This window comes from Stratiformator vulcanicus (genome assembly GCF_007744515.1).
Classification (GTDB): domain Bacteria; phylum Planctomycetota; class Planctomycetia; order Planctomycetales; family Planctomycetaceae; genus Stratiformator; species Stratiformator vulcanicus.
This window is the reverse complement of the sequence record NZ_CP036268.1, coordinates 4,248,510-4,274,744: the sequence shown is the minus strand read 5'-3', so window position 1 is coordinate 4,274,744 and position 26,235 is coordinate 4,248,510. Positions and strand designations below refer to the sequence as shown.

At 58.6% G+C, this 26,235-nt stretch carries 19 protein-coding genes; 18 read left to right on the top strand and 1 reads right to left on the bottom strand.

Features of this window, described 5'->3' with window-relative positions; genetic code table 11:
• Positions 1-105: 105 nt before the first annotated feature.
• On the bottom strand, positions 106-1,968 hold the full coding sequence (gene glmS, locus Pan189_RS17010) for a glutamine--fructose-6-phosphate transaminase (isomerizing) (protein WP_145365287.1): 1,863 nt from the start codon (positions 1,966-1,968) through the stop codon (positions 106-108).
• A 565-nt stretch (positions 1,969-2,533) separates the two neighbouring features.
• On the opposite strand from glmS, the gene Pan189_RS17005 reads away from it, so the two are divergent.
• The 18 genes from Pan189_RS17005 (at position 2,534) to Pan189_RS16920 (ending at position 26,141) form a co-directional block, all read left to right on the top strand.
• Positions 2,534-5,713 (top strand): DUF1592 domain-containing protein, encoded by a 3,180-nt coding sequence (locus Pan189_RS17005; RefSeq protein WP_310820688.1) that lies wholly within the window; start codon positions 2,534-2,536, stop codon positions 5,711-5,713.
• 160 nt (positions 5,714-5,873) lie between these two features.
• The gene (locus Pan189_RS17000; protein WP_310820687.1) at positions 5,874-7,256 is read left to right on the top strand and encodes a DUF1552 domain-containing protein; all 1,383 of its coding nucleotides are present in this window, start codon (positions 5,874-5,876) and stop codon (positions 7,254-7,256) included.
• 107 nt (positions 7,257-7,363) lie between these two features.
• Positions 7,364-8,230, top strand: a complete 867-nt coding sequence (locus tag Pan189_RS16995; RefSeq protein ID WP_145365285.1) for a hypothetical protein — start codon at positions 7,364-7,366, stop codon at positions 8,228-8,230.
• Between the two features lie 189 nt (positions 8,231-8,419).
• Complete coding sequence (locus Pan189_RS16990; RefSeq protein WP_145365284.1) at positions 8,420-9,199, top strand: DUF6655 family protein; 780 nt, start codon at positions 8,420-8,422, stop codon at positions 9,197-9,199.
• Between the two features lie 162 nt (positions 9,200-9,361).
• Positions 9,362-9,991 (top strand): diacylglycerol/polyprenol kinase family protein, encoded by a 630-nt coding sequence (locus Pan189_RS16985; protein WP_310820684.1) that lies wholly within the window; start codon positions 9,362-9,364, stop codon positions 9,989-9,991.
• 100 nt (positions 9,992-10,091) lie between these two features.
• Positions 10,092-11,039 (top strand): ABC transporter ATP-binding protein, encoded by a 948-nt coding sequence (locus Pan189_RS16980; protein WP_145365282.1) that lies wholly within the window; start codon positions 10,092-10,094, stop codon positions 11,037-11,039.
• Between the two features lie 177 nt (positions 11,040-11,216).
• Positions 11,217-12,638 (top strand): ABC transporter permease, encoded by a 1,422-nt coding sequence (locus Pan189_RS16975; RefSeq protein ID WP_310820681.1) that lies wholly within the window; start codon positions 11,217-11,219, stop codon positions 12,636-12,638.
• 118 nt (positions 12,639-12,756) lie between these two features.
• Complete coding sequence (locus Pan189_RS16970) at positions 12,757-13,341, top strand: hypothetical protein (protein WP_145365280.1); 585 nt, start codon at positions 12,757-12,759, stop codon at positions 13,339-13,341.
• Between the two features lie 119 nt (positions 13,342-13,460).
• The gene (locus tag Pan189_RS16965) at positions 13,461-15,032 is read left to right on the top strand and encodes a TrkH family potassium uptake protein (RefSeq protein ID WP_145365279.1); all 1,572 of its coding nucleotides are present in this window, start codon (positions 13,461-13,463) and stop codon (positions 15,030-15,032) included.
• A 31-nt stretch (positions 15,033-15,063) separates the two neighbouring features.
• Positions 15,064-15,915, top strand: coding sequence for a 5'-methylthioadenosine/adenosylhomocysteine nucleosidase (locus Pan189_RS16960; RefSeq protein WP_145365278.1), 852 nt, complete (start codon positions 15,064-15,066; stop codon positions 15,913-15,915).
• A gap of 424 nt (positions 15,916-16,339) precedes the next feature.
• A complete protein-coding gene (locus tag Pan189_RS16955; protein ID WP_310820680.1) occupies positions 16,340-17,425 on the top strand; it encodes an AAA family ATPase in 1,086 nt (361 codons plus the stop codon).
• A gap of 33 nt (positions 17,426-17,458) precedes the next feature.
• A complete protein-coding gene (locus Pan189_RS16950) occupies positions 17,459-18,352 on the top strand; it encodes a DUF58 domain-containing protein (protein WP_145365277.1) in 894 nt (297 codons plus the stop codon).
• A 175-nt stretch (positions 18,353-18,527) separates the two neighbouring features.
• Complete coding sequence (locus Pan189_RS16945) at positions 18,528-19,688, top strand: peptidylprolyl isomerase (RefSeq protein ID WP_310820679.1); 1,161 nt, start codon at positions 18,528-18,530, stop codon at positions 19,686-19,688.
• Between the two features lie 173 nt (positions 19,689-19,861).
• Positions 19,862-21,100, top strand: coding sequence for an aminotransferase class I/II-fold pyridoxal phosphate-dependent enzyme (locus Pan189_RS16940; RefSeq protein WP_145365275.1), 1,239 nt, complete (start codon positions 19,862-19,864; stop codon positions 21,098-21,100).
• Between the two features lie 23 nt (positions 21,101-21,123).
• Complete coding sequence (locus tag Pan189_RS16935) at positions 21,124-21,345, top strand: addiction module protein (RefSeq protein WP_310820677.1); 222 nt, start codon at positions 21,124-21,126, stop codon at positions 21,343-21,345.
• 974 nt (positions 21,346-22,319) lie between these two features.
• A complete protein-coding gene (locus Pan189_RS21505; protein ID WP_310821345.1) occupies positions 22,320-23,342 on the top strand; it encodes a M14 family zinc carboxypeptidase in 1,023 nt (340 codons plus the stop codon).
• 1,243 nt (positions 23,343-24,585) lie between these two features.
• Positions 24,586-25,380: an IS5 family transposase gene (locus tag Pan189_RS16925; RefSeq protein WP_145362230.1), complete on the top strand. Its 795-nt coding sequence runs from the start codon at positions 24,586-24,588 to the stop codon at positions 25,378-25,380.
• Between the two features lie 77 nt (positions 25,381-25,457).
• Complete coding sequence (locus tag Pan189_RS16920; RefSeq protein WP_145365272.1) at positions 25,458-26,141, top strand: hypothetical protein; 684 nt, start codon at positions 25,458-25,460, stop codon at positions 26,139-26,141.
• The last annotated feature ends 94 nt before the right edge of the window (positions 26,142-26,235 follow it).

Below are 26,235 nucleotides of genomic sequence, written 5' to 3'. Positions count from 1 at the left end.
TCCGAAGCGCGACTGTTCTACGCGATCGCCTCCCCGCTGGAGCACCGCTTTCCATTAAGCGGTGCTCGCGTGGGGACGAGCGGAGATTGATCGGGAGCGAATCGCCTACTCCACCGTGACGCTCTTTGCCAAATTCCGCGGGCGGTCAACGTCGCAGCCTCTTAAGACGGCGATGTGGTAGGCGAGCAGTTGCAGCGGGACCGAAGTGACGAGCGGTTGCAGGTACTCTTCAACGTCGGGCACGAAGATCACGTCATCGGCCAACTCGGCGATTTTGTCATCCCCCTCGCAGGCGATCGCGATGACCGGGCCGCCGCGGGCTTTGACTTCTTCGATGTTGCTGATGACCTTCGGATAGATATGCCCCCGCGGAACAACGAACACGCTCGGGGTCTGTTCGTCGACCAGCGCGATCGGTCCGTGCTTCATCTCGGCGGCGGGGTAGCCCTCGGCATGGATGTAGCTGATTTCTTTGAGCTTCAAAGCGCCTTCAAGGGCGACGGGGAAGTTATAGAGCCGGCCGAGGTACAAGAAGTTGCGGCAGGTGAAGTACTTCTTGGCGACCTCTTCAACCGCGGCATTACAGGCCAGTGTCGCTTCAACCTTCTCAGGAATTGCCGCCAGTTGCCGCAGCAGGCGTTGGCCCGACGGGTAGGAGACGTGACGCATACGCCCGAGGTACAGGGCCAGCAGCGTCAGAACCGTGACCTGTGACGTAAAGGCCTTGGTGCTGGCGACACCGATCTCCGGTCCGGCATGCAGATAGATTCCGCCATCGGCTTCGCGGGCGATCGTGCTGCCGACAACGTTGCAGATTGAAAGCGACGGCAGACCTTTGCGACGGCATTCCCGCATCGCGGCGAGGGTGTCGGCGGTTTCGCCGCTCTGCGTGATCGAGAAGACCATCGTGTGGTCATTCAGCGGCGGGTTGCGGTAACGCAGTTCGCTGGCGTATTCGACTTCGACCGGAATGCGGGCGAACTCTTCGATCAGGTACTCCCCGACGAGGCCGGCGTGCCAGCTCGTGCCGCAGGCGGTCAGGACGATCCGATCGACGCTTCGCAGTTGTTGCACTGAGAGATTAAGCCCGCCGAACTTCGCGGTCGCTTCATCCTGATCGATGCGGCCGCGCATGGCGTTCTCGATGGTCCGCGGCTGCTCGAAGATTTCTTTAAGCATGTAGTGCGGAAACTCGCCGAGATCGGCCTGTGTTTCCGCTTTGTCGAGAATACGAATTTGAGGCTTGGCGGCTGCCCCGTCGCGGTTGATCAGGCGAAGTCGGTCGGCGGTCAGGACCACCATCTCGTGATCCTGAAGATAAACGACCTGCTCCGTTCGCCCACCCAAGGGACCGGCGTCGCTGGCGATGAAGTGCTCACCCTTGCCGACCCCGACGACCAACGGGCTGCCGTTGCGCACGGCGAACAGCGTATCCGGGCAGCTCTGAAACAGGACCGCTACGCCGTAGGCGCCGTCGAGTTGGCTGATCGCCGACGCGATCGATTGCACACAGGTGTCCGCATCGGTTGGGTCGTGGCTGAGTTTCGTTAGTTCTTCGAGTTCGAAGGCGATCAGATGCGCAACGACCTCGGAATCGGTCGCGGTGTGGAACACATATCCGCGTTCCTGCAGGCGATTTCTCAGCAGCGTGTAGTTTTCGATCACTCCATTGTGAACGAGCACCACCTCGCCGTTGCCGCCGCGATGCGGGTGGGCGTTGACGTCGGTCGCCGGGCCGTGCGTGGCCCAGCGGGTGTGACCAATTCCCAGCGACCCGAGAGGCGACTGTTGCGCCAGCGCCTTTTCCAACTCCTTCACGCGGCCGGCTTTTTTATGAACCTTTAGCGTTCCGTTGTGCGAAAGTCCGACTCCGGCGCTGTCATACCCGCGGTACTCGAGCCGGCGCAATCCGNCGATCAAAATTTGCGAAGCGGCCTGAGAACCGACGTATCCGACAATTCCGCACATGGGACCCGTTCNTTAATCAAAATCGTCCGTCGCAGGCGATTTTCGTAAATAGCNGATTGATAACGTGTTGTGATCCATGGCCGGCGCACCGCGAGTCTTGGGCGGCTGACCTTGGAACAGTAGGTCAAACGCGAAGGATCAGTCAATTCGAGACCGGCGATGAGCGGAATTCCGTCGAATCGATCGAAAACGGGTGGTTCGTGGGGAGCGTAACGAAATGTTGCGTTATTCCGTCGTTTCCCCAGCCGGGCATCAGGGCACGTCCGAGCGATGCGGCGAGGGACACGCAAGGGCTTGTCGTGAGAGGACGCAATTGCGCAATTACGTCAGGTAAAGCGCCGCTGATGCGACGTATCGGGCGGTTACTTCTTGATTTGCGGCTCAGATTTCCGATAATTGATGTATCAGCGCATCTAGACATCAACGTCACTCAGCGCTGACTCCCCGCCGAGCGGCCAAGCGACCTTGCGATCGTTTCCGCCAACCCTCATTCCCTCCGCATATGTCAACGACCACTTTCATCCCGTTCAGAGTTGTTTGTGGCGGATGCGATACGCGCATTGCCGTGAAGAAACCGGAGCTGGTCGGACGCAAAGCGAAGTGTCCGAAATGTGGCGAAACCGTACGGCTGAGCGAACCGGAGCGGCCTCAAGAAGAAGAGTTTGCACTGCAGGACGCACCGCGATCGGACGGTGACCGAAGCACCGAGAGAGCATTGAAGGCCAAGCGGCAAACGCGATCGGGTAGTTCGAGTGACGGCGGTCGCAATGCATCGAACGGTGCGATGCCTTCGTCCCCGTCCAAGAGTCGCTCAAAGCCGACTGCCGAGACGAAGCCGAAAGCACGTTCGAAGAGCAATTCCGCATCGCCACGCGGTAACGGCCAGTCGCGAAAACGCAAGTCGCAACCGGAACACGATCCGTTCGGGTTCGACAGCGACGACCTCGCGATGGGGCTCGACGATTTCGATGAGGCCGACGCCCCGGCTCCTCGCACCGCCCGCGGTCGAAAATTGCCGGCTCGGGGCGGAAAGCAAAAACGTCAGGGCAAGAAAGTCGCAGCTTCAGGTGGTCCGCCGATCGCTTTGCTGGTCGGCGGTGGCGGCCTTGCCGCCGTGGCACTGCTGGGGTTCGTCGGTTGGATAGTGGTCGGCCAACTGGGAGGAAGCCCGGCAGCCCCGGGGTCTCAGGAAGTGGCGTCCACAGTCGATCCCGCCGCCGGTGGAAGTGCTCAACAGACTTTCGTTGATGCGAACGATTCAACTGTCGGCGCGAACGTCAGCCCGACCGGCAATTCGACCAACAGGCCGACCGTCACGACTCCGACAGCATCGCCGCCGACCGTGAACTACGAACCGCCACCTGTTCAATCCGCCCAGTTGGTGTCGAATGGAGGCGAAACGTCACTGGCTGAGTTGGCAACGAAGCACGACACATTCCAAAGCGATGTGGCTCCGGTCTTGGAGCAGTATTGCGTGTTCTGTCACACGGCGGACGATCCCTCCGGCAGCATCGTGCTCGAAGGAATCGACTCGCCGGCGGAAATGCTCTCGGCGATCAGAACGTGGGAAAAGGTCGGGAAGACGCAGCGGCTCAAAGACATGCCGCCCCCCGACATGGAAGCGCCCAGCGATGCCGAGCGAAAGAAGCTGATCGACTTTGCCGATGGCCTTAGTTCGGCCTTGGCGCAAGCGAAGCCGTTTGAACCGGGGCCGGCGATCTTCCGTCGGCTCAACCGGCGCCAGTATGCGAATACGGTCCGCGACCTGTTCGAGATCGATTTCGATGCTGCCGTCGCGGTCGGGCTGCCGGAAGATCAACGCGCGTTCGGGTACGACACGATTGCCGCTGCTCTCGATATTCCGGCCGTGTTGATGGAGAAATACGTTCTCGCTGCGGATAAGACGTTGGCCCGGGTCGTCGTCCTGAACCCGGACACGTTCACGTTCGAAGTCGAAGACGTCGACAAGACATCGACCGGAACGTTGCCGACCGACAAACGGCAGGGGCAAACAATTCCGCCTCCCACGGAGATGAGGAACGGCTTCTTCCTGACCCGATTGCAGACTGAGTTTCGGTTCACCGCCGATATTGCCGAAGCCGGAACTTACGTTTTAAAAGTGCGGGCGTGGGAACACGGTAAGACGAGTCCCGACTTGGCGATTTCGGTCAACGGTGCGGTCCAGCGATTGCTCCCGATCGTGGCCAGCGAGAAGAAGCCGGACTTGATGGAAGTTCCGCTGACGCTTCAGGACGGTAAGGCCGAAATTTCCATCGGGTTCAATAACCCCTACCACGGCAAACCGTGGGAGAAGGAAGAGCGATTCTTGACGCTCGCAGTCGATCGGTTTGAATTGACCGGTCCGGTCACGGCGCCCGGCGTCGATGCCGATCCGGCCGCTCACGCCCGCGTCTTTATCGCCGAACCGGGCAACGGAAAGTCGGCACGACAGGCCGCCCAGGAGATCATCACCAAGTTCGGGCTGCGGGCCTATCGCCGGCCGATCGAGCAGGATGAACTGGAGCGGTTTCTCTCGCTGTTCGACATCGCCCAGCAGCGGGGAGCGAGCTTCGAAAAATCAGTCAAGCTGATGCTCAAAGCGGCGATGATTTCGCCGAGCTTCCTGTTCCGCATCGAACGCGATCGTGGTCCCAGCGGGGAGTTCGCGGTCTACGCGGTTGACGATTATGAGCTGGCCAGCCGGCTGAGTTACTTCCTGTGGTCGACGATGCCCGATGACGAGCTATTTCAGCTCGCCGGCGAGGGTCGGCTCAGCCAGCCCGACGTGCTCGACGCACAGATCAAGAGGATGCTCGAAGACGAGCGGGCCAAAGCCTTGGTCGAAGATTTCTTCGTCCAATGGCTCCACTTGGAAGAGCTTGAGACGGCACTGCCGAGCGAAGAGCACTTCCCCGAATTCAACGGCACGATGCGCTCCTCCATGCGAGGCGAAGTGACCGCGATGTTCGACCACCTCATCGAGTCGGGCGGAAGCGTGCTCGACCTGATCGATGCGGATTACACCTTCGTTGATCGCGAACTGCGCGGTCTCTATCGAATGGACGGACACGATCAGCGTGGCCAATACAAGAAAGTGAATATTGATAAGCGTCGGAACCCGGAACGGGGCGGCTTGCTCGGCATGGGCGGCATCCTGGCGATGACATCGCACGTGGCGCGGAACAGCCCGACGATGCGCGGCAAGTGGGTGCTCGACAAAATGTTGGGCGATCCGCCGCCACCGCCCCCGGCGAATGTGGAACAAATTGAAGAAGATGATGAGAAGGCCGTCGCACGCACGTTTCGAGAATTACTGGCGCAGCACGCCAGTCAATCCTCCTCCTGCGGCGGTTGCCACAAGAAGATGGACCCGCTCGGTTTCGCACTCGACAACTTCAATCCGATCGGGCGATGGCAGCGTGATCGGTCGGGTGAGCCGATCGACTCCAAAGGGGTGCTGCCGGACGGCCGAGTCGTCAACGGCGCCGTCGAATTGAAGCAATTGCTGATGACCGAAAAGGATCAGTTCACGCGGAACCTGATCGAACAAATGATGATCTACGCGTTGGGCCGAGACGTGGCCTTCTACGACCGACCTTCGCTCGCAAGTATTCACAACGCGATGCAAAGCGACGACTACAGCATCACGCAGATGATTGCCGGAGTCGCGAAGAGCTATCCATTCCGCAATCGTAAGAATTCGGACGCCGACACCGCAGCCAGTGTGGCTCTCGGCTCCAACTGACACTGATACAACTGGCACTGGGAAAATACTGCAATTTCAGCCGTAGATTTGTTATAATCTATGGCAGCGAAATCATACTTCTCTTTGAAAAGAGACCATAGATATGCCTTTCACAAGACCAATTAATCGACGGACCGTTCTTCGCGGCGGAGCGGCCGCGATGGCCCTACCTTGGCTCGACGCGATGACCCCGCGTGCGGCCGCTTCCGCGACTGATAGCGGCGTGCCACTACGGATGGGGATCTTCACCGTTACCGGCGGTACGGTCCTGGAATCGTGGCGACCCGACTACGAAGGCAAGCTCGATGCGCTGCCGTCGATCCTGCGTCCGCTGGAGCCGCACAAGGATGACATGCTCATCCTTTCGGGCCTGTCGCATCACGGTAAGGCGAAGGGGCTCAACGCTCACGAGAATTGCGCCTACGTCCACCTGACGGGGGCTCCCGAGGTCACCAAGGTCGACGGTAAGGCCAACGCCTCCGTTTCGATCGACCAGCTCGTCGCTCAAAACGTCGGTCACAACACCTTCCTTCCGAGTTTGGAAATCGGAACGAGCAACCACGAGCAGAAGTACTCGTTCAAATCCAAGACCGAACCGGTCCCTTACGAGAGCAATCCGAAACTCATCTTCGAGAGGATGTTCACAGGACGTCGGCCCGTGGCCCCGAACTGGAGCGGTCGCGCCGATCGGCTGGCGCAACTGCAGGCCGAAACCAAGAAGTCGAATTCGCTCGACCAGAGCGTGCTTGATTTGGTGATGGAAGACGCCAAGAGACTGCAGCGACGCGTCGGCAAAGCCGACCGCCGGACCATGGAGCAGTACATGGAAAGCGTCCGCTCGGTCGAACGGCGGGTGGCCATGATCGAAGCTCAAGGGAAGCTGATGGCTGCCGATGGCGCCGGCGACCTCGTGCCGATCCCGGAACTGCTGACCGATTCCAAAATCAATTGGGGGGATCTGTCCCGCTCGCTCGGCAGCGATCCGGAGCCGCACGCCCAGTACATCGAAGTGATGGCCGATCTGATGGTGCTGGCGTTCCAGACCGACTCGACGCGGGTCGTGACGTGTGCTGTTGGTAGCGACGGTGCCCAGTTCCCAGGGGTGGTGACCGTTGGCTTCGAGCGGCACGCTCACACGCTCGAGCACAACGGCAACGCCCGCAAAGTCGAAGACGCCGACCCGATCGCCCGCGAGGGTTGCCGCCAGATTCACGCGTGGTACACGGCTCAGTTCGCCCGCATCATCGAGAAGATGAAGGGAATCGACGAGGGCGGCTCGTCGCTGCTCGACAACACGATGCTGCTTTACACCTCGTATATGTCGAACGGCGGTCACGGTCGAACCGACTACCCGGTGATGCTGGTGGGCAATGCTCAGGGCACGCTGCAAACCGGTCGGCACGTGGCGTATCCGAAGAAAACGCCGATGTCGAACCTTTATGTCGAAATGGCCGACCGGATGGGCGTCCCCGTGTCAGAGTTCGGCGAAAGCCTGACCTCGCCGGCCGCCTCGTTCAATGGCCGGCTGCCGAGTCTCGTCTGATTCGGCCCCGGTTGGGAACGATCTTGATACGACACCGCGGTCCGTTTTCGGGCCGCGGTTTTTTCTCATCCAGATGCTGACCGTACTTAACTAGCTGAGGGGCAGCTGTGATTATCGCCTACGGAGACAACGGCCTTCGCATGACCTCCAGCAACGGGGAGACATGGTCGAAGCCCGAATTTTGGAAGCAACCGCAGGGCATTACGTCGGCCACGTACGGTCAGGGAAGCTACCTGCTGCTGGCGGGGACGGGCTATAAGGGCGCGGGGATTCTGACCGCCAGCAGGAACGGACGTGACTGGTCCGACACGGTCAAAGTCGACGGCAAACCGAGCCCCAAGCCCTACACGATCGGCTTTGGTGCCGACAAGTTCGTCATTCTCGGCGGAGAGGCCGGGTCACCAAACAAGACGACCACGGTGATGACCAGTGACAACGGAAAAGACTGGTCGAAAGTGACTGAAGAAAAAGAAGACACGCTGCTGTCGGTCATCTATGGGAATGGTCAGTTCGTGGCGATCGGTGTCCGCGGACGCGTCGCCGTCAGCAAAGACGGCGAAACCTGGAAATCGGCACCCGACCGCCGCGCGCTCGATTCGTTCATCAGTATCGCCGCGGGCGACAAGGGGTACGTCGGTGGCGGACTTCACGGGCTTCGGATGTTCAGCCCGGACGGGCTCAAGTGGACCGCCCGCGAGGAAGGTCTGGAAGGCGAACACGTCAATTCCATGTGCTGGACCGGCAGCGAGTTTGTCGCAGTCGGATTCGGGGCCACCTTTAGATCGTCGAACGGGCTTAGTTGGGATCGGACTGAGAACGCTGATGCCCCGCTCCGCTGCGTGTACCACGACGGCAAATTCGTCGGCTCCGCTTGGCGGGGACGGATTCTGATGTCCGACGACGCCGTCAAATGGCGGGAAGTGCATAAGGTGGATAAGCACGTCAACGGATTTATAACGGACCAGTCCGCGTGATTTCGGTTTGTGAGGCCGCGCTTCTATCCAGTCTGGGCCTTCCTATCTTGCCTGACCCGCAGAATCGCTAATTTCGGAAAAATCCTCTCAAGCTGAACGGGCTTCGCGACCGATGCTTCGTCACAGGAGGGCTTTCTCGGTGCGCCGAGCGAAAACCCTCGGACGAAACTATTACTGAAGGTCGCACCTATGACTGTCCGCTTCGTCTTGATGCTCTGTTCTGCCGCGGTCATCGCCATGACCGGCTGCGCTTCGCTGAAAACATCCGATACCAGCCGCACCGGCATGGAGCAGATGTTGATCTCCAAGGCGATCGACGACAGCCTCAACCGGATCGACTTCCGCCCGTTCGCCGGACGAGACGTGTTCCTCGACACGCAATTTCTCGACTGCGTCGACCAGGGTTACGTCACCAGTGCGACGCGACACCGGCTGCTGCAGGCCGGGGCCAATCTCGCGGGATCGGCGGAAGATGCGGAACTGGTCTGCGAACTGCGTAGCGGTGGCGTCGGTACCGACCGTTCGGAAACATTCATCGGGATCCCGGAAATCAACCTGCCTGTGCCGGTCCCGGTCGCGATTCCGGAAATCAAGTTCTGGAGCCGCACCAAGCAAAACGGTACGGCAAAACTCGGTGTGGTCGCCTACGACACGAAGTCGAAAACGATCGTGGGGGACGGAGGCACGACACTGGCGCGGTCGGAGGATACGAACACCTACTTTATGGGAATCGGACCGTTCCAATCAGGCGAAGTGCGGGACAGCATCAGCAAGCGTAGCCGTCCCGTCCCCGGACTGGCCCCACTGCCGGAGCAGGTTGCCTTCTCCGCACCGCCGCCGGCCCCGGCCGACGCGGGAGTCAGTCGAGTGCGACTCGCTTCGTCGCTTGAAGACCATGAGACCGCGCGACCGATGCCCCCTGCTCCGTCCCCGGAACCGAACTTCTCTGCGGTCGGTTGGCCGGAATAGCCGATAGCTCATTGAAGGCGGGCTTCGTCTGCACAGCCCGCCTTTTCCCCGCAGCCAATTTTTGACGGAGTCTCCGCCGTGCAACCGATACCGGCCGCCGGCGCGACGTCTGCCAAATCGTTGCTCCCGGCGCGAAGACTGTGGGCGGCACTGAGCCGCAATTTGAGTACCCGTCTCGGTCCCCAAGAACTGCGCCGCCGGTTGTGGCACATGGCGCCGGGGTTCTTACCCTTCCTATTGTGGCCGATTCCGCACGCCGACCCGATCTCGCCGACATTGCGAGGAATTGTCGCCGCGATCGGATTGCTGCTCTCGTTCCTCCTTCTCAGACGCTGGCAGCAGGTCAGCCGGGCCAATCACGAATCGGAGATCCCTTCGATTGCCGGATATGTCGCGGCCGTGCTGCTGACGGTGGTGGCGTTTCCAGCTCACCTCGAATGTGCGTTTGCGGTGCTGGCCATCCTCGCGTTCGGCGACGGGGCCGCGACTCTTTGCGGCAAGCTCTTTGAGAGCCCGCGCCTCCCGTGGAACTCACAAAAATCGCTCGCCGGGTTGGCAGGATTTCTGGCCGTCGGAACACCGATGACCGCACTGATCTACTGGGGCGAAACCTTCAACGCCGAATCGCAGCGACCGCCGATCGACTTCTCGGTCGCCTGGCAAGTCGCCGCCATCGGCGTGATCTGTGCCGCGATCGCGGAATCGTTGCCGGTGAAACTGAACGACAATATCCGCGTCGGAGCAGTCGCTGCGGTCGCGATCGTTACCGCACACTTGTCGCTGACCGGGTAAATTCACCAATACCACGGTGGACCGCACGGCGAAACACGGCTAGCGTAATTAGTCGGCGAACGGAAATGACAACGGTTGAACGATGGATCGGGATTCAACAATGAACGTACTCGACGTGCAGAATCTGCATAAGAGTTACGGCCCGATCCGCGCGGTCGAGGGGGTCAGTTTTACGGTCGACGCCGGCGAGGTCTTCGGGCTGCTGGGGCCGAACGGCGCGGGCAAGTCGACCACCATGATGATGGTGTGCGGGGCTCTCAAGCCCGATGACGGCACCATCCAAATCTGCGGCACGAAACTAACCCCGCATGACAGACAACTGCGTCGCCTGATCGGGATCGTGCCGCAGGATCTGGCCGTCTATCCCGAAATGACGGCCAGAGAGAACCTCGCGTTCTTCGGTCGTATCTACGGCCTCAAAGGCAGTACTCTGCGCTATCGGATTTCCGATGCGCTCGATCGCACCGGACTCGCCCCCCGAGCCGACGATCCCTCGGGCACGTTCTCCGGCGGAATGAAACGCCGACTGAACTTCGGAGTCGCCTTACTTCATCAACCGCGGATTTTGATTCTTGATGAGCCGACGGTCGGCATCGACCCGCAAAGTCGCTCGCATCTGTTGGAGTCGGTGAGGCAACTGACGAACGACGGCATGGCGGTCATCTATGCCAGCCACTATATGGAAGAAGTGCAGGCGGTCTGCGATCGCGTCGCGATTGTTGATCAGGGGCGTGTTGTCGCCGAAGGCCCGATGGAAAAATTGCTTTCGCGTGTCGCCTCCGAATTGCGGCTTCGCGTTTCGAACGATGGGGCCGCACTGCCGCCCGACTTGGCTCAGATCGCCGCAATTGAAAGACGACTCGACGGAGACACGTCGATCGTTATTGATTGCGCGCGCCTCGGCGGCGACCGACCGCTCAGTTCCATCCTGACGTCGGCACTCGCCCACATCCAAAATACCGGTGGGCGATTGGAATCAGTGCAGACCACCGAACCGAACCTAGAACGGCTCTTCCTCGAACTGACGGGGAACAGCTTGCGCGATTAAGTTTGATCTCGCTTATCAAAGCGATCTCGAAACCTCGCTGAAATTACCGATGAATCGATCGATGCTCTTTAAGAGGCATAGTCCCAGCTGAAAGCGCTGACTTGGCCGCAAGGCTTCTCAATAGCTCTCAAAAGCACAACTTGATAATCCACAATCACTCTTGATTTCATATATCCCGTGTCCGCCTGGATCATTACCGCCAAGGACTTGCGTTTGCTCGTGCGGGACCGTCGCACGATCGCGGTGCTGCTGGCGTTGCCGCTGGCGTTTATCGTGATTATCGGTTTAACGACCGGCAAATTCATGCGATGGACGAACACGAGCCATCAATTAAAGATCGCGGTCGTCGATCAAATCGATTACGCGTCGATCGGCTCCTCAGAATTCATGACGGAGCCGCTCATCGCTGATGAGGAGGGTTTCGAAGGGGACTCCGAATTTCAAGCCGCCCCCGAACCGGCGCTTCCCGAAGAAGATCGCGCCTATCACCGTCGCTTGGCCCGCAACCTGATGGTAAAGATCATCAACCGGATGCAGGAACAACAAGGTGTCCGCGTTTTGTCGGTCAACAATTGGCGAAAGGAACTCGCCGGGCTTAAAGGGACAACCTACGTTGAGGGCGACCTGGAGGCAGCCACCGACATGGCTGCGTCGGGTGACGTCGACGCGACGGTCGTTTTTTGTCCCGAGTTCTATGAGAAGGTGTTCCGGCTCTCGCCCGGAGTCTTTTTAAGACCGAGTGACGACGCCGGGCTTTCGAACTGGCCGGAAGCGGTCGGCGTCGACTTGCTGGGCGGCGCCGGCGGTCCGGACAGTTCCGTCAAAGCGTTCGTGGTCCTGTCGCTGTTTAATGAGCTGCCGCGGGTCGTGGCGTGCAATACCGGCGGCATTGTCGGCCGCTCGGCCAGTGAAGAATGTGATGAACTGCAGGCTGAGACGAACGGCGAATCGATCCGCTTACTTCCGCCGCAGGATTTGACGGGGCCGTTCGATACGGAAGACGGCGTTTATAACGACATCGTCCCATCGTACACGGTGATGTTCGTGTTCTTCCTCGTGAACATCATGGCCCGCTCGTTCTTGCACGAGCGTGAACTCGGCACGTTACGCCGCTTGCGCGTTGCGCCGATTCGACCGGTCTCCCTGTTGTTCGGTAAGACCGTGCCGTTCTTTATCATTTCGCTCTGCCAGACTTCCCTGCTCTTTCTGGTCGGTCGGGTGCTGTTCGGGATGTCATGGGGGGCAGAACCCTGGCTGCTCGTTCCGGTGATCGTCTCGACGTCGATGGCAGCAACCGCGCTGGGTTTGATGGTGGCCACACTCATTAAAACCGATGCTCAGGTCTCCGCGTACGCGACCAGCGCGGTGATTATTCTGGCCGGGATCAGCGGCTGCTTTATGCCGCGGAAGTGGCTGCCCGATCTGATGCAGCAGATCAGTCTCGGGACTCCGCACGCCTGGGCCCTGATCGCCTACGACGGCATCCTCAACGATCCGACGCCCGATATGGCGCTGATCGGGCGGTGCTGCGGCGTTCTCGTCTCGTTCGCGGTCGTGTTCTTCGCCCTCGGCGCGATGCGCTTCGAGTCGGTCGAATAGAGCGGACTCGCTGGCGATGTGAACCGCGGTTGACCGGATCGACTTGTCAATTCTACAACCCCGCGAAGTCGCGAGTCCGATGTGGCCTCGCGGCGTTGTTTCGATCCGAGGCCAGTCGATGAATACGATCACCGCTCCGACCTGCGAATCCGCCGAGCTGCCGTTACCCCGGCGACTGATGCGGCACCTGATCGTCTCGCACGGGGTTGATATCGGGTCGCGAATGCTCGTCACTGGCGATTTTGAAGAGCCGCTGGCCGAATTCCTGAACTACCTGCATATTCAGACAGATATTGACCGTTCCGGATTCGCCGCCAATGCGAAAGAAGGCGTGTACGATGCCGTGTTGGTGTTGAGGTCCGGCCCGGTCATCCGCGGTGATGCCGCAGGCGGGCTTCGTACCGCCGAATTGCTTTCGCAACTCAAGCCGGGCGGTTGCCTGACGATCGTGCAGCACGCCGAAGTCGGTCGGGGTACTGCCGAAGATTTGGCCGATGATTTTCACATGTTTCCGGGAACGTGTCGCACCTCAGAATTTCGCGACCGCCGCGCATTGTGGGGCGGGTTCGCGATGGGCTCGCGGAGCGTTCACGGCTACTGCGTCGCGACGCTTCACATTCCGGCCGAGCCGATGACCGCATCGACGTGGCGGGCTCACGCGCTGCGTCATGCGACGCCGGGGCGATCAGCCGCAGCGGCGTGATCAGCCGCACCGGCGCGAAATAATGTCTCATCGGTTATCCTTTGCGACCGTCCGGCGGTGCTCGCCGGCAGTGTTGCAGTGATGAACACCTTTGAGCCTTTGGCCCCCGCCGTCTTCCGATGAATTGGCTGCAACTTAGTCGGCTGCTCGGACTGCTCGCGATGCTCGTGGGCGGGTCGATGGTATTCAGCCTGCCGTGGGCCTTCCCGCTGCTCGGCGAAGCCGTCGAGTTCGAGTCAAAAGGCTTCTGGGCCCTGATCGAAACGATCATCGGCTCGCTCTGTTTCGGCGGATTGCTCGTCTATCTGGGTCGCCGTGAATCCAGCACGGCCATCTTGCGCAAAGAAGCGATGGCCGTGGTCGGGCTCGGCTGGATTCTCGCCGGAATTATCGGCAGCCTGCCCCTGTTTCTGGCCGGAGTTATGCGAGCGCCCGATACGCCGGTGACGGCCATTGATGCGTTGTTCGAGTCGATCTCCGGCTTCACGACGACCGGGGCGAGCGTGCTGACCGAGTTGGACGACCCCGCCGCGATTCCCCGCTGCGTACTCTTTTGGCGGTGCTTTACGCATTGGCTCGGGGGCATGGGCATCATCGTGCTGTTCGTGGCGGTTCTGGGGCAACTTGGTGCCGGCGGCAAGGCGATGATGAAACGGGAAGTCCCGGGGCCGATCAATGAATCGGTCCGACCCCGGGTCCGTGATACCGCCGTGACGATGTGGTTGATTTATGTCGCAATCAGCGGGGTGCTGGTCGGTATCTACGCCCTCGAAGGCATGACGTTCTACGATGCCCTGTGCCACTCGTTTGCCACAATGGCGACGGGGGGATTCAGCACGCACAACGCGAGCCTCGGCCATTTTCAGAGCCCGGTCATCGAATTGACGGCGACCTTCTTCATGATTGTCGCGGGCTCGAACTTCACGCTCTATTACCTGGTTTGGAAGGGCCGGCGTGAGCTGGGTGAAGGCCGGATCGCAAGCCGACTGAAACCCTGGTTCTCCGACCCGGAATACCGCACCTACCTCGCAATCATCGCCTGCGCGACCGGCGCATTCTTTATCAATTTAGAGCTGACCGACCGGTACCTGAGTTGGACCGAGTCGCTAAGGCACTCGCTTTTTACGACCGTGACGATCATCACCACCACCGGATTTGGGACCGTCGATTTCACCGAATGGAGCGAGTTCTCAAAAGGTCTTATTCTGCTATTAATGTTTGTCGGAGGTTGCAGCGGTTCGACGTCCGGCGGACTGAAGGTCGTGCGGTTTTTGCTGTTTTTTAAGATCATCAGGTTGGAGATCGAACGGGCTTATCGGCCGAATGTCGTCAGGCCGATGAAAGTGTTCGGCGTGACCGTCGATAAAGAGATGCGACACGACGTGGTCGTCTATTTCAGTTTGATTTTGTTCGTCTTTGTGAGTGCCTGGATGGTGCTGAACGTGATTGAGTCTGATCGGCAATGGGAGAACGGTGAAGACGTCAAAGCAGAAAAACTCATTGACTGCGCCAGCGCCGTCGCGAGTTGTTTAAACAACATCGGTCCGGGTCTCGGTGTCCTCGGACCTCACAATAACTATTCGGGATTTTCGCCGCAGGGAAAATTGCTTCTCACGCTCTTAATGTTACTGGGGCGGCTCGAACTATTCGCCATATTAGTATTATTCGTGCCGGACTTCTGGCGAGTTTGACTTCGTCGCGCTTGATCGGAGCGGCTTCCAAATGATTCAATCGATCTCAGATAGCGTGTCGTCCATCGTGGCCCGTGCCACTGGCATTATCGCGTCGTTAATTTTTCTCGCTGCCGCGGCGACAGCGGCAGATCGGGCCCCCGTGGCCATTCTCGGCGCGATGGACGTCGAGGTCGACGGGTTAATCGGCGCGATCGATGATCGCCAGACCCGAGAAATTCTGGGGCTGAAGTTCCATGAGGGAGTGCTGGAAGGCACACCGGTTGTCGTTGCTCGCGGCGGCGTCGGCAAGGTCAACGCCGCAATGGTCACGACGCTACTCATCGAACACTTTCGTCCTGAAGTCATCGTATTTACCGGTGTCGCCGGCGCCGTGAACCCGGAGCTACGACCGGGAGATATCGTGATCGGTAAATCGGCACTGCATCACGATTTCGGGACGCATTCGGATGAAGCCTTCGTCCGCGATGCGACCCGAAACCCCGTCGACGGGAAATTGAATCCCGTTCAACTTCCGGCGCCACAGGAAGTGCTGGCCGCGATGCTTGAGGCAGCAGAGACGGTTCAATTTCGATCAGTCGATTCGCGGATGCCCCAGTTCAGAACGGGAATTGTGGGGACAGGGGATGTCTTTCTGATGGCGAAAGAACCGCGTCGCGAACTTCGGAAAACGCTCGGTATTGATGTTGTTGAAATGGAGGGGGCGGCGGCTGCTCAAGTCGGGCATCAACTCGGAGTCCCGGTGATCATTATTCGGGCCATCAGCGATCGGGCCGACAAAAACGCCCAACTCGACTTTCGGCGTTTCGCCGCCGCGGCGGCAGCGAATAACATCCGGCTTGTGCGATCATTCTTAAAAATCAGACATAAGACGAAGCATTAGCCCGTTCACGATGGTTTGCAATCACCATTGATAGGAGTCGCCTGGAGTTGTTCTCAGCGTCGGAGGGTCTTCCGTTATCATTTAATACGCGGTGTTATATTCTCAATAGCCGATGCTTCACCGAGGATGCCTACGCGATGCAGGGAGAAAGGGGAGCGAATCTTGTGGTTCATATTCTGCGGGGGGCAAATCTCGTACTAAATCCGTTTCCAGTTGGACGCGCTACGATTCTTCGCCCTCGCTGGCGCGTCGGGCTATCGATGGAGTACCTTAAATTTCAAGCTCCAGACGCGAAGGTATTTAAGATCGGGCGATGATGCTTCGGTGTCGTGTTTGATTTGAAGCCTTCGTGCGTCGACAGTTGATGAATACTTCTTTCACATTGGCTAGCCCGCTTCTTCGAGAACACAGTCGATAATACGCAGTGAACGACGAACTTCACGAGCAACGAGAGTCCGAGAAACCGCGCGAGCCGGTGCGGTCTGATGTGCAGCGACTCGAGGCGGCTGCCCAGTTGGGGCGGACGCTGCGTGCCGAACTGGCGAAGGTCATTGTCGGCCAGGATGAAGTCGCCGAGCAGATTCTGATTACAATGCTGTGCGGCGGACACGCCTTGCTCGAAGGTGTGCCGGGGTTGGCGAAAACGCTGCTGGTGCGGTCGGTAGCTGAATTGACCGACCTCTCATTTTCACGAATTCAATTCACGCCCGATTTAATGCCCGCCGACGTCGTCGGTGCGGAGATCATCGGGTCGGGCGGCGATGACGCCACCGCCTTTCGCTTCATTAAAGGCCCGGTCTTTGCCAATCTGATTTTGGCCGATGAAGTCAATCGTACCTCGCCGCGAACGCAATCGGCACTTTTGGAGGCGATGCAGGAACATCAAGTGACGGTCGGCGGAGCCTCGCACTCGCTCCCCCGTCCGTTCTGCGTGCTGGCTACGCAAAACCCGATTGAGCAAGAGGGAACCTACCCGCTGCCGGAAGCGCAGCTTGATCGCTTTCTGATGCGCATTCTCGTCGACTATCCGTCGGAAGAAGACGAGTTGGAGATCGTCCGGCGGACCACGGCGACGGCCTTGCCAACGCTTCAGGCAATCGCCAATCAAGCCGAGCTGACCGATGCATCCGGCTTACTACGCTTGATGCCGATCGGAGAATCGACGGCCCGGTTTGCCATCCGTCTGGTTCGCGCGACCCGGCCCAACGACCCGAATGCTGATGATCCGGTGAATCGCTACATCTCTTGGGGGGCCGGCCCGCGGGCAAGTCAGGCCTTGATTCTGTCCGCGAAAGCCCGAGCAATGCTGAGAGGTCGAGCGGCGGTTGAACTTGAAGACGTAAAAGCAATGGCGGCACCGGTTCTGAGGCATCGAATCGTGACCGACTTCGAAGCCGAAGCCGACCGGGTCACCGTTGATCAAATCGTGACGCAGCTTGTCGAGGCACTTTCGGCCGAAGATGCGGCGATCCCCAAATGGATGCGGTCCCTGATCAAACCGCGGAACTGATGACCTCAGACGGGTCGCAAAGGTGCGTCAGCAGTGTTGACCCAAGCAGAATTACTGACGTCTTCCACCCTCGCCTTGCGGGCCCGGCACCTTGTGCGGGGGATGCAACTCGGTCGACATCGGGGGATCGGTCGAGGACCGTCCTCAGAGTTCTTCACGCATCGTCCCTACTCTCCCGGTGATGAGCCGCGGCGGATCGACTGGAAGCTCTTCGCCCGCACGCGTCGGCACTTCTACAAAGAAACTCGGGAGGACAGCAGCGTCCGCGTTCTGATTCTGCTCGACGCGAGCGGGTCGATGGGAGCCATCCCTGCAGGAGACGACCGCGAGTCGAAGTGGAAGACGGCTGCCATTCTCGCCGCTGCGATCGCCCGCGTGACGTTGAGGCAGGGGGACCCGACCGCTCTGACAATCTTCGCCGACAATGAGCCGACCGAACTGCCCTGCACCGATCGACCGTCTCATTGGAACCGGATCGTCGACGCAATGGCGGAGGCAACGCCTCAAGGCGTGTTTGCGGCCGACCTGGCGGCCAAGCGCGTGGCCGGGCGATTCTCTCGTCGGGGCCTGATCTATCTGATGACCGACGGTTGGGACGATCCGGCGCAACTGAACCGCTCTTTGTCGACACTTGCGACTCGCGGGCACGATGTTCGGCTCCTCAGAGTGATCGATGCCGCAGAAGAACGGCTTCCGACCGCAGAACAGGTCCGATTTCGCGACCCTGAGTCGACCCGCATTCTTCAGGATCACGCGACCGAACTGGCCCCTGCCTATCGTCGGGCCGTCGCCGAGCATCACAGGCTTGTTCGGTCGGCCTGCCTGCGTCACAACGCGACAATCGTCACCGTGCGAACCGGCGATGATCTCCTGTCGCGGCTCAGGCTCAGCCTCGCGGGCCGGACGGAGCGATCGGCCGCATCCTGACAAAATTCAAATTTCTCCCAACTTGAGCCGAAGTCGCGTTGACCCGCATTTGGGTAATTCTTACAAGTCCGCTCGCTTCGACGGCGGTACCCCCGCATGGTCGCATCCGCGGCCGCCGCCCGATGCAGAATCCGCGCTGCGGCGCAATCGACCCTTTCAATGGAGACACAGCGCGATGGGTGAACGGAATCACGCCGCGCCGGAAGGCGGCCACGAAGATCAATTCGGCGAGTGCCCGTTTTCGGCAGCGTTCGGCACTGAAGAGTCGGCACCGGAAACGGCAACCCGAGGTAAAATGACTACTCGACAAAAGCAGGTCACCGCGGTCCTCGGCGGCGTTACGCTCGCCGTCGTTGCCGGCGGTGTCATGATGCAGTTCTTCACCGGAGAACCCGGGACGGCGGCGGAGCGGACCGGCCACGCGGCCGTCAGCACGCAGCACGAAGTCGGAAAGCAGACGGTCGCACGACCGCACGGTGTTCCTGCCACCCTGGCGACCGTCGCCGGGGAGGCGATCACCTATGACGAAGTTCAGCGTGAGGCTTTCGAACGCTTCGGCACCGAGACCCTCGAAAAGCTGATCAACCGCAAGATCATCGAATCCGCCTGTGCCACCCGTGGCGTGCAGGTTTCGATCGAAGAAGTCGAGCAGGAGATCACCACGATCGCCCAAGGCTTCAATCTCGACCGCGAAAACTGGCTGCAAATGCTCCAAGCCGAGCGCGGCCTGACCCCGCTGCAGTACAAGCGCGACGTCATTTGGCCGATGATCGCTTTGAAAAAGCTCGCCGGTGCCGATGTCGAAATCACAACCGAAGACATTGGTAAGGTCTTCGCCCGCGACTTCGGCCCGCGTGTCAAAGCCGAAATGATCATGCTCGACAACCAGCGTCGCGCCCAGGAAGTCTGGACTCGCGCCCGTCGTAATCCGGAAGAATTCGGTCGCCTCGCACGCGAGTTCTCGATCGAACCGACGAGCAAATCGCTCGACGGCAAGATTCCCCCGATCCGCCGTTACAGCGGTCAGGAAGAGCTCGAAGAGAAAGCCTTCCAACTGAAGCTGAACGAGATTTCTGGGATCGTCCAACTGCCGATGCCGGGGGCGACGCGGTACGTCATCCTCAAATGCACCGGCCGGACTGAACCGATCGTGACCGACCTCGCCCTCGTGCGGGACGAGATCGTCGAACAAATCCGCAAGGAAAAGATTCAAGAAGCGGTCGCCAACATCTTCACCGAACTGCAGAAGTCGACGCTCGTTGTCAATTATCTGACTCACGAGCAAACCGGCATTCGACAGGTCGGAGCGACCACGACCGCACCGGCTCGCAACTGAATTTGCTAGCCCGTGATTTCACGGCGACAATTTGATTCGCAAAGCCCCGATGGCTCGCCCGTCGGGGCTTTCTTTATGCGCCCAGATCAAAACCGAACCGCGCTATCCGTCCCGGGTCTGAGTGGTAGAATGTCGTTTCCACCCACATTTTTCGCCCCGACCCGACCGAAGCCATGCGAAGTGAATCTGAACTCCCCCTCGACGACGTCCCCTTTACGATTCCCGTCGCCGACCGAGTGAAGCGGCTCCCGCCCTACCTCTTCGGGAAGATCAACAAGGTTAAATACGAGAAACGGGTCGCCGGGATCGACGTGATCGACCTCGGCATGGGCAACCCCACCGACCCGCCCGACCGCCGCGTGAGCGACAAGCTCTCCGAAGCCCTCGGCGACTGGCGCAATCACCGCTACAGCGTCTCCAACGGCTTGGGCAACCTGCGGAAAGAGGTCGCCAAACGCTACTTCAAGAAGTACGGCGTCAGCCTCGAACCCGACAGCGAAATCCTCGCCTGCATCGGCTCCAAAGAAGGCTTCTCCCACATGTGTCTGGCACTACTGGGACCGGGCGACACCGCCGTCGTCCCCGCGCCGACCTTCCCGATTCACGCCTATGCCGTGATGCTGGCTGGCGGCAACGTCATCCAACTCGACGTCACCGACCCGAACGAATTCTTAAGAAACGTCGCCTACACCTGCGAGCACCTCTTCCCTAAGCCGAAGGTCGTGGTCGTTAACTTCCCCCACAACCCCAGTGGCACGACGATCGAACTCGACTTCTACGTCGAACTGGTGAAGCTCGCGAAGCGCTACAACTTCTTAGTGATGAGCGACTTCGCCTACGCCGACATCTGCTACGACGGCTACAAAGCCCCGAGCTTCTTAGAAGCCCCCGGCGCGATCGACGTCGGCTGCGAGTTCACCACGATGAGCAAAGGTTACAGCATGGCCGGCTGGCGGATCGGCTTCTGTGCCGGCAACAGCCAGATGGTCCGCGCCCTCGGCACGATTAAAGGCTATTACGACTACGGCATCTTTCAGGCCGTGCAGATCGCCGCCATTATCGCCATGCGGCACTGTGATGATGCGGTCGACGAAGTCGTTAAGGAATATGAACAACGCCGCGACATCTTCTGCGATGGCCTCGCCCGCTTAGGTTGGGAAATCGAACGCCCCAAAGCCGGCATGTTCGTCTGGGCCAAGATTCCCGAACCCTGGAACAAAATGGGTTCCATCCCGTTCTCCATGAAGCTCTTAGAAGAAGCCAACGTAGCCGTCAGCCCCGGCCGCGGCTTCGGCGAAGAAGGCGAAGGCTACTTAAGACTCGCCATCGTGGAAAACAGCCAACGGCTCAGGCAAGCAGTGAAGCAGATTGGGAAGTGCCTTAAAGATGAGCCGTTAGCGGTGAGTGATTAGCTCTTATTGGGGGGATATCTCACGTGAGCACAAATGCTTCGGACGAACTGATTGAGAAGGTGTTTGAACTGCCGGAGGAGCAGCGGGCTGCACTCGCGGCTCGATTGCTCGACAGCTTGGGCGATGAACCCGCGGAAGAAGTTCGAGAAGCTTGGCGGACGGAGATCGCCGAGCGGTTGGAGCGGTATCACAACGGTGAGACTAAAGCGGTTCCGCTTGAGGAAGCTTGGCCGCGGATTCTCTAAAGGGTGGCTGGGGACGGTCTCGACGAGCCGCCCCCAGCGAGCGCGGGGACGAGGTGCGAATCCGTTCAAAAACTTGCTCCTGCAAATCTGGGGGCGGCATCCATGCCGTCCCCAGCCACCCGCCGCAAGAATGTTAACTTTTGATTATGCTGGCGAATGCGCTTGCCCCCCCCCATTGGTCCACTGTATCTTAGCGGATGTAGTGTGCAAAAGCGTCAAAGGGCTGGCAGGTGAAGCGCAAGCAACAAAGTCCCCCGGCAGCAAGCCTCATTGGCGCGGCTGTAATTGCGGGAGCTGTCAGTTTGTTTCTGCTTTTTAACAGGAGCGGACCGACCGGGCTGCCGAACAATCCGCCGACGATCTCTCCCAGCGGCGGCAATGTCGTTCGCCTTTCGCCAGTCGATTCTCCGGAGCCGCAGCCATTCAATCCCGCTTCACAAGGAGTATTGTCGGCCCCGCCCGAACGTAGCGAAGTGCCTCATCCGATTAGCGGTAATGCCAAAATTGTATCAGCGACGGGCCCTCTGGGGGTAAAACTTATTAGCGGTTTTGAGGGTTCTTGGGATCGATTCGAGATCACTGCAAAAGGACCGGCCCATTTCGAGGTCGCCTTTCCGGCTGAGAAGCCGGGGGAGTATTTTCTCTTCTATCTGCTCCAGGTTGAAGGTGCTGCCGGTCGCGAAGTTCGGGTCGACTTCACCAATGTGAAGCCGTATTGGAAGAGCCATTATCCGGCGGTTTGCGAAACCGGCTCTTTGTCGGACCTAGAGAATTTTGGTGCCGGTACCCGCTTGGCCGGAAATGCGGGGTCCGCTGGGTTCAATAATTTTCTGTCGGATTCAAGCGTGAGATCGGGAGGATCGGTAAAGGGGTGGCAGTTCGTGAAAGGGGTGTCATCCGGGAAGAGTGGGGGGCTTGGGGCTCGCTCATTGATCTTGAGGCACCGATTTAACACCGACTCAGCCTATCTGGCCATGAAAGTTCCTTATGTGCCGAGCTACCACGCCAAGTGGGTGAACTCGGTAAGGCGCCGTGCAAATGTCACTGTCCACGATCTAGGGCGAAGTGTCCGTGGGCATACGCTCTCTGTGATTGAGCTGAGTAAAGGCGGGACGACATCTGGTGGCTCATTTGTTGCCTCTGCAGATTCCAAACCTTGCCTGCTAATATATGCCCGGGAGCACGCCGATGAGCACGACTCGAGTTGGGCAGTCGAAGGGTTTGTGGAATCGGTTCTCGCCGAGGTGGATCGAGACGGAGCGTCCCTTCTTGATCGATTTACGATACTGGCGATTCCTCTAATGGACCCCGATGGCGCGGCCGAAGGTGCCCATGATTCGATCATGAATGCTTTCAGGATCGGTGCTTCGACGGTGGAGACCGATGCGTATGCTCGGTTTTTGCAACAGTGGGTCGATGATGGCAACCGGCTCGATCTGATTGTGAATATTCACAACCCCGGCGTCGCCGGCTGGCACGCCAAAGTCGTCGCTCATCCGAGTGATGCGGAGCGACAGCAGGAATACGCACATCTTAAGGCCCGGCTCGATCGTGATTGCGTCGATGCAGGCTTCATAGCCGCCGAAAGGCAGCAGCCGGAGTTGATAGATGCGCAGTACAGAATGTGCGGTTGGGCCAGCCGAGTCTTCGGTCCCGGTTATGTCGGCGTCGAGGTGAATTCTCGCTCTTCGAAGCAGCATCTGACACTCGATGAATTACGGCGACTCGGCGACGTCATCGGGCGCAGTTGCTGTCGATTTTTAGAAACGGCATCCGGCCGCCGTATGACCGAGATCACCGAATCGCGATTGGTCGAACGAAAGCGTCGTTGGGCGTTCTATTACGGCCGCACCGATAGCGACCTCGAGGGTCGATCGGCGATCGATGTCGAGATGGGCCTGCTCCTTAATCCCGAAGTGGATGACTGGGAAGGGACAACTCGATTTAAAGATTTCGAACGGCAGTTTGCCCAGCTTTCAGAGAATTCTGCGAACTAAACAGAAAAGCCTCAGATGAACACGGAACTTGACTCGGGTGAAGCCTTGGGTTCGATCGAACAGCAGGGCTTAGGTCATCCTTCCAAAGTGCGGCGTCTTCTGCGTTGGCTTCCGCTACTGCTCGTCCCTCTACTCGTCTGGGGTGCAATCACCACATGCTTCGGCTCCGTTCGGGGCTTCCAGATGCGGCTTAACGGTCACGAAGTGATGGTGGTTCCGGTCGACGAAACTCCGTTGAAGGTTCCGGCTGACAGAACCTCTAAAGTCGAGATTTCTGTCCGAAATTTGCAGTTCCATGCGATCACTATATTCGGGTCGAACTCGTCATGCAGTTGTGTCGCAACCAGTGACCTGCCGATGACTATACCGCCTCTTTCGGAAAGGCAGCTATCATATCGCTACCAGGCTCCGGCCGCAGATGGGCCTCAAGAGGCTCGACAGGTTGTGGAGTTATTGATTGACCCCGCAGACCATACTGTAAATCTAGTTCTCAACTTTGTTGTTGGGGCTTCGTCGTGAAGAATCTCAGTTGCTGCAACCCCTGATTTAAAGGAAGACAATGTATATTTCACTCTCCAAGTCATTTTATATGCCCAGCATTTTCTTGGGCGTCGTTTTGTTGTCACTAATAACATTTGGGCTAATGCCCGCAGCATCCGGCGAGCAGTTGGCATTAAACTCAACCGTCGATGCTGCGTTCGGCGATGGGGCTTCAAATTGCGATGAGGGCCCTCCTGCGACGACTTGTGTATCTGACGGTCTTCTATGCGACAGCGCCACGGAAGGCAAGAATTGCGATGCTGCGAAAATTGCATGTACCTGTACGGCTGGACGATTCGGTTGCACATGCGGTTAGCGATTCCGTCTTTGTATCGTCCTCGTGCTTCCCGCAAGTGTGTATTTTTCAGAGGTAAAGCATTTTCAACGGAAGCACACACGAAATATTTAAACTAAAGTCTCCTCCGAATTGCGAGCAGTCGAATGGACTTCGATCATCTTCGTAAGATATTTTTGCCGGTTGTGATTTGCGGGTTCACGGTCTTCTTACCAGGTGTGCATCAGGCAAATGCACAGACAATTCAATTGCTTGAAGCGGAGCAAACACCGGCCGAGAAGCGACTGACTGAATCATTCACTCGAACTTATTTGGCCGCAGTAGGAAAAGTTGAAACGGCATTCGCGAATTTTACTTGCACTAGAGCCTGTTATTGACTTATGTGCCGTGAGGCGTTGAATTTGGGGCATGAGCACGACAAGGAAGTCGTATCCGAGCGATGTCACCGATTCGGAATGGGAGTTTTTGCTCCCGTATTTGACCTTGATGCGAGAAGACGCCCCGCAGCGGGAGCACTCGCTGCGTGAGTTGTTTAATGCCATCCGCTACGTGGCGAAAACGGGCTGCCAGTGGCGCTATTTGCCGCATGACTTCCCGCCATGGTCGGCCGCGTATCAGCAGGCCCGAAGATGGATGCAGGCCGGCGTGTTCGAGACGATCGCGCACGATCTGAGGATCATTGAACGCATTCTTAAAGAACGCGACGAGCAGCCCACGGCCGTCATCCTTGATGCCCGGACGTTGCAGTCGACACCCGAAAGCGGCGCTCGCGCGGGATTCGACGGCGCTAAGAAAAAGAAGGGGTCGAAGGCCCATATTGCCGTCGATACGCTGGGAAATTTGTTGGCGGTCACGATCTCCGCCGCGAACGAGCAGGAGCGTGGCTATGTCAAAGAACTTGCCGAAAAGGTTCAGCAGGTCACCGGCGGGACTGTTGAGCTGGCTTACGTCGATCAAGGATATACCGGGGCCAGTGCCGCTGAGCAGGCGGCTACGGAATCGATCGAATTGGAGGTCGTTAAACATCACGAAGCCCGTCAGGGTTTTATACTGCTTCCGCGTCGCTGGGTCGTTGAGAGGACGCTCGGCTGGCTCGGCCGCTTTCGCCGCCTCGCCCGCGACTATGAACGGCTTGCAACGACATTAACCGGCTGGCACTGGCTCGCCTTCCTCGGCCTGCTGACCAATCGACTGCTTAATTGAAGTGCATAACAGGCACTAGTGAGGCGATGGTTCCGATTGAATCGTCGAAAGAAGCAGAGAAAAGGCAATTTGACGCCGTGAAAGTAACGCAATACCGCCGAGATGATCTCTCTCGGGTTCAGTTTCCGGTCTCGGACGACGGCACGTACGCGATACTGCGAAAAGACGATTTCCAAGTAGGCCTCCTGAAGTCCAAGAATAAGGCAACATTCGCCATCCAAAGCTACTGGACAACGAACCCAAAGTGGAGCATCAATAAATGGAATTATCGCATGATTCCAATCGCATCGATCTCCATGATGGACTCCCCTATAAAAGTGATCGTGCAGTCGAAGGGTTTCACGGTGACTAGCCGCAAGCAAGTGCGACGAAACAATCGAGTTCTCGAAAAAATCACATGGAGGCAGCCGGTCTACAATCCCTCGGAAAAGAATGATAGTTCGTGTGGTGGAGAATTTTTATTCGACCCATCAAGGCACTGGGTCTTAATGGAATGGGAGTATTACCTTTTTAAAGACCCGCCGAGACTGCGAGCGGTCATAGATTATGACGGTGAAGTCGAAGGGATTCCGATTCCGGCGACAGTGACTGTCAGCGCGTTGCGTAACAACGAAAAGCCAGCCGTTACCTATAAAAACAGCCGCAAAGAGATCAATTTCGAGAAGCCGAATATCGAACTCTTCACCCTTGGCTCATTCGGCATCCCCGACCGCATCGAAGACCTGATGCGAAAAGCTGAGCAGGAGCGCAGCAACGATTGATGTGCCGTGCATTGGCAACTGATGTTTGCTCAGTATCGATGGCAGCTTGGCTGAACCGCATTAGCGCTGGCGAGCTGTGCTATGGTTCTTTTGC

Bases quoted from the DNA above. Each gene is read 5' to 3' on its own strand.
- Pan189_RS16965 (WP_145365279.1), top strand. From the start codon at position 13,461: ATGAATTGGCTGCAACTTAGTCGGCTGCTCGGACTGCTCGCGATGCTC.
- Pan189_RS16970 (WP_145365280.1), top strand. From the start codon at position 12,757: ATGAATACGATCACCGCTCCGACCTGCGAATCCGCCGAGCTGCCGTTA.
- Pan189_RS16960 (WP_145365278.1), top strand. From the start codon at position 15,064: ATGATTCAATCGATCTCAGATAGCGTGTCGTCCATCGTGGCCCGTGCC.
- Pan189_RS16945 (WP_310820679.1), top strand. From the start codon at position 18,528: ATGGGTGAACGGAATCACGCCGCGCCGGAAGGCGGCCACGAAGATCAA.
- Pan189_RS17000 (WP_310820687.1), top strand. From the start codon at position 5,874: ATGGCCCTACCTTGGCTCGACGCGATGACCCCGCGTGCGGCCGCTTCC.
- Pan189_RS16980 (WP_145365282.1), top strand. From the start codon at position 10,092: ATGAACGTACTCGACGTGCAGAATCTGCATAAGAGTTACGGCCCGATC.
- Pan189_RS16925 (WP_145362230.1), top strand. From the start codon at position 24,586: ATGAGCACGACAAGGAAGTCGTATCCGAGCGATGTCACCGATTCGGAA.
- Pan189_RS16940 (WP_145365275.1), top strand. From the start codon at position 19,862: ATGCGAAGTGAATCTGAACTCCCCCTCGACGACGTCCCCTTTACGATT.
- Pan189_RS16990 (WP_145365284.1), top strand. From the start codon at position 8,420: ATGACTGTCCGCTTCGTCTTGATGCTCTGTTCTGCCGCGGTCATCGCC.
- Pan189_RS21505 (WP_310821345.1), top strand. From the start codon at position 22,320: ATGAAAGTTCCTTATGTGCCGAGCTACCACGCCAAGTGGGTGAACTCG.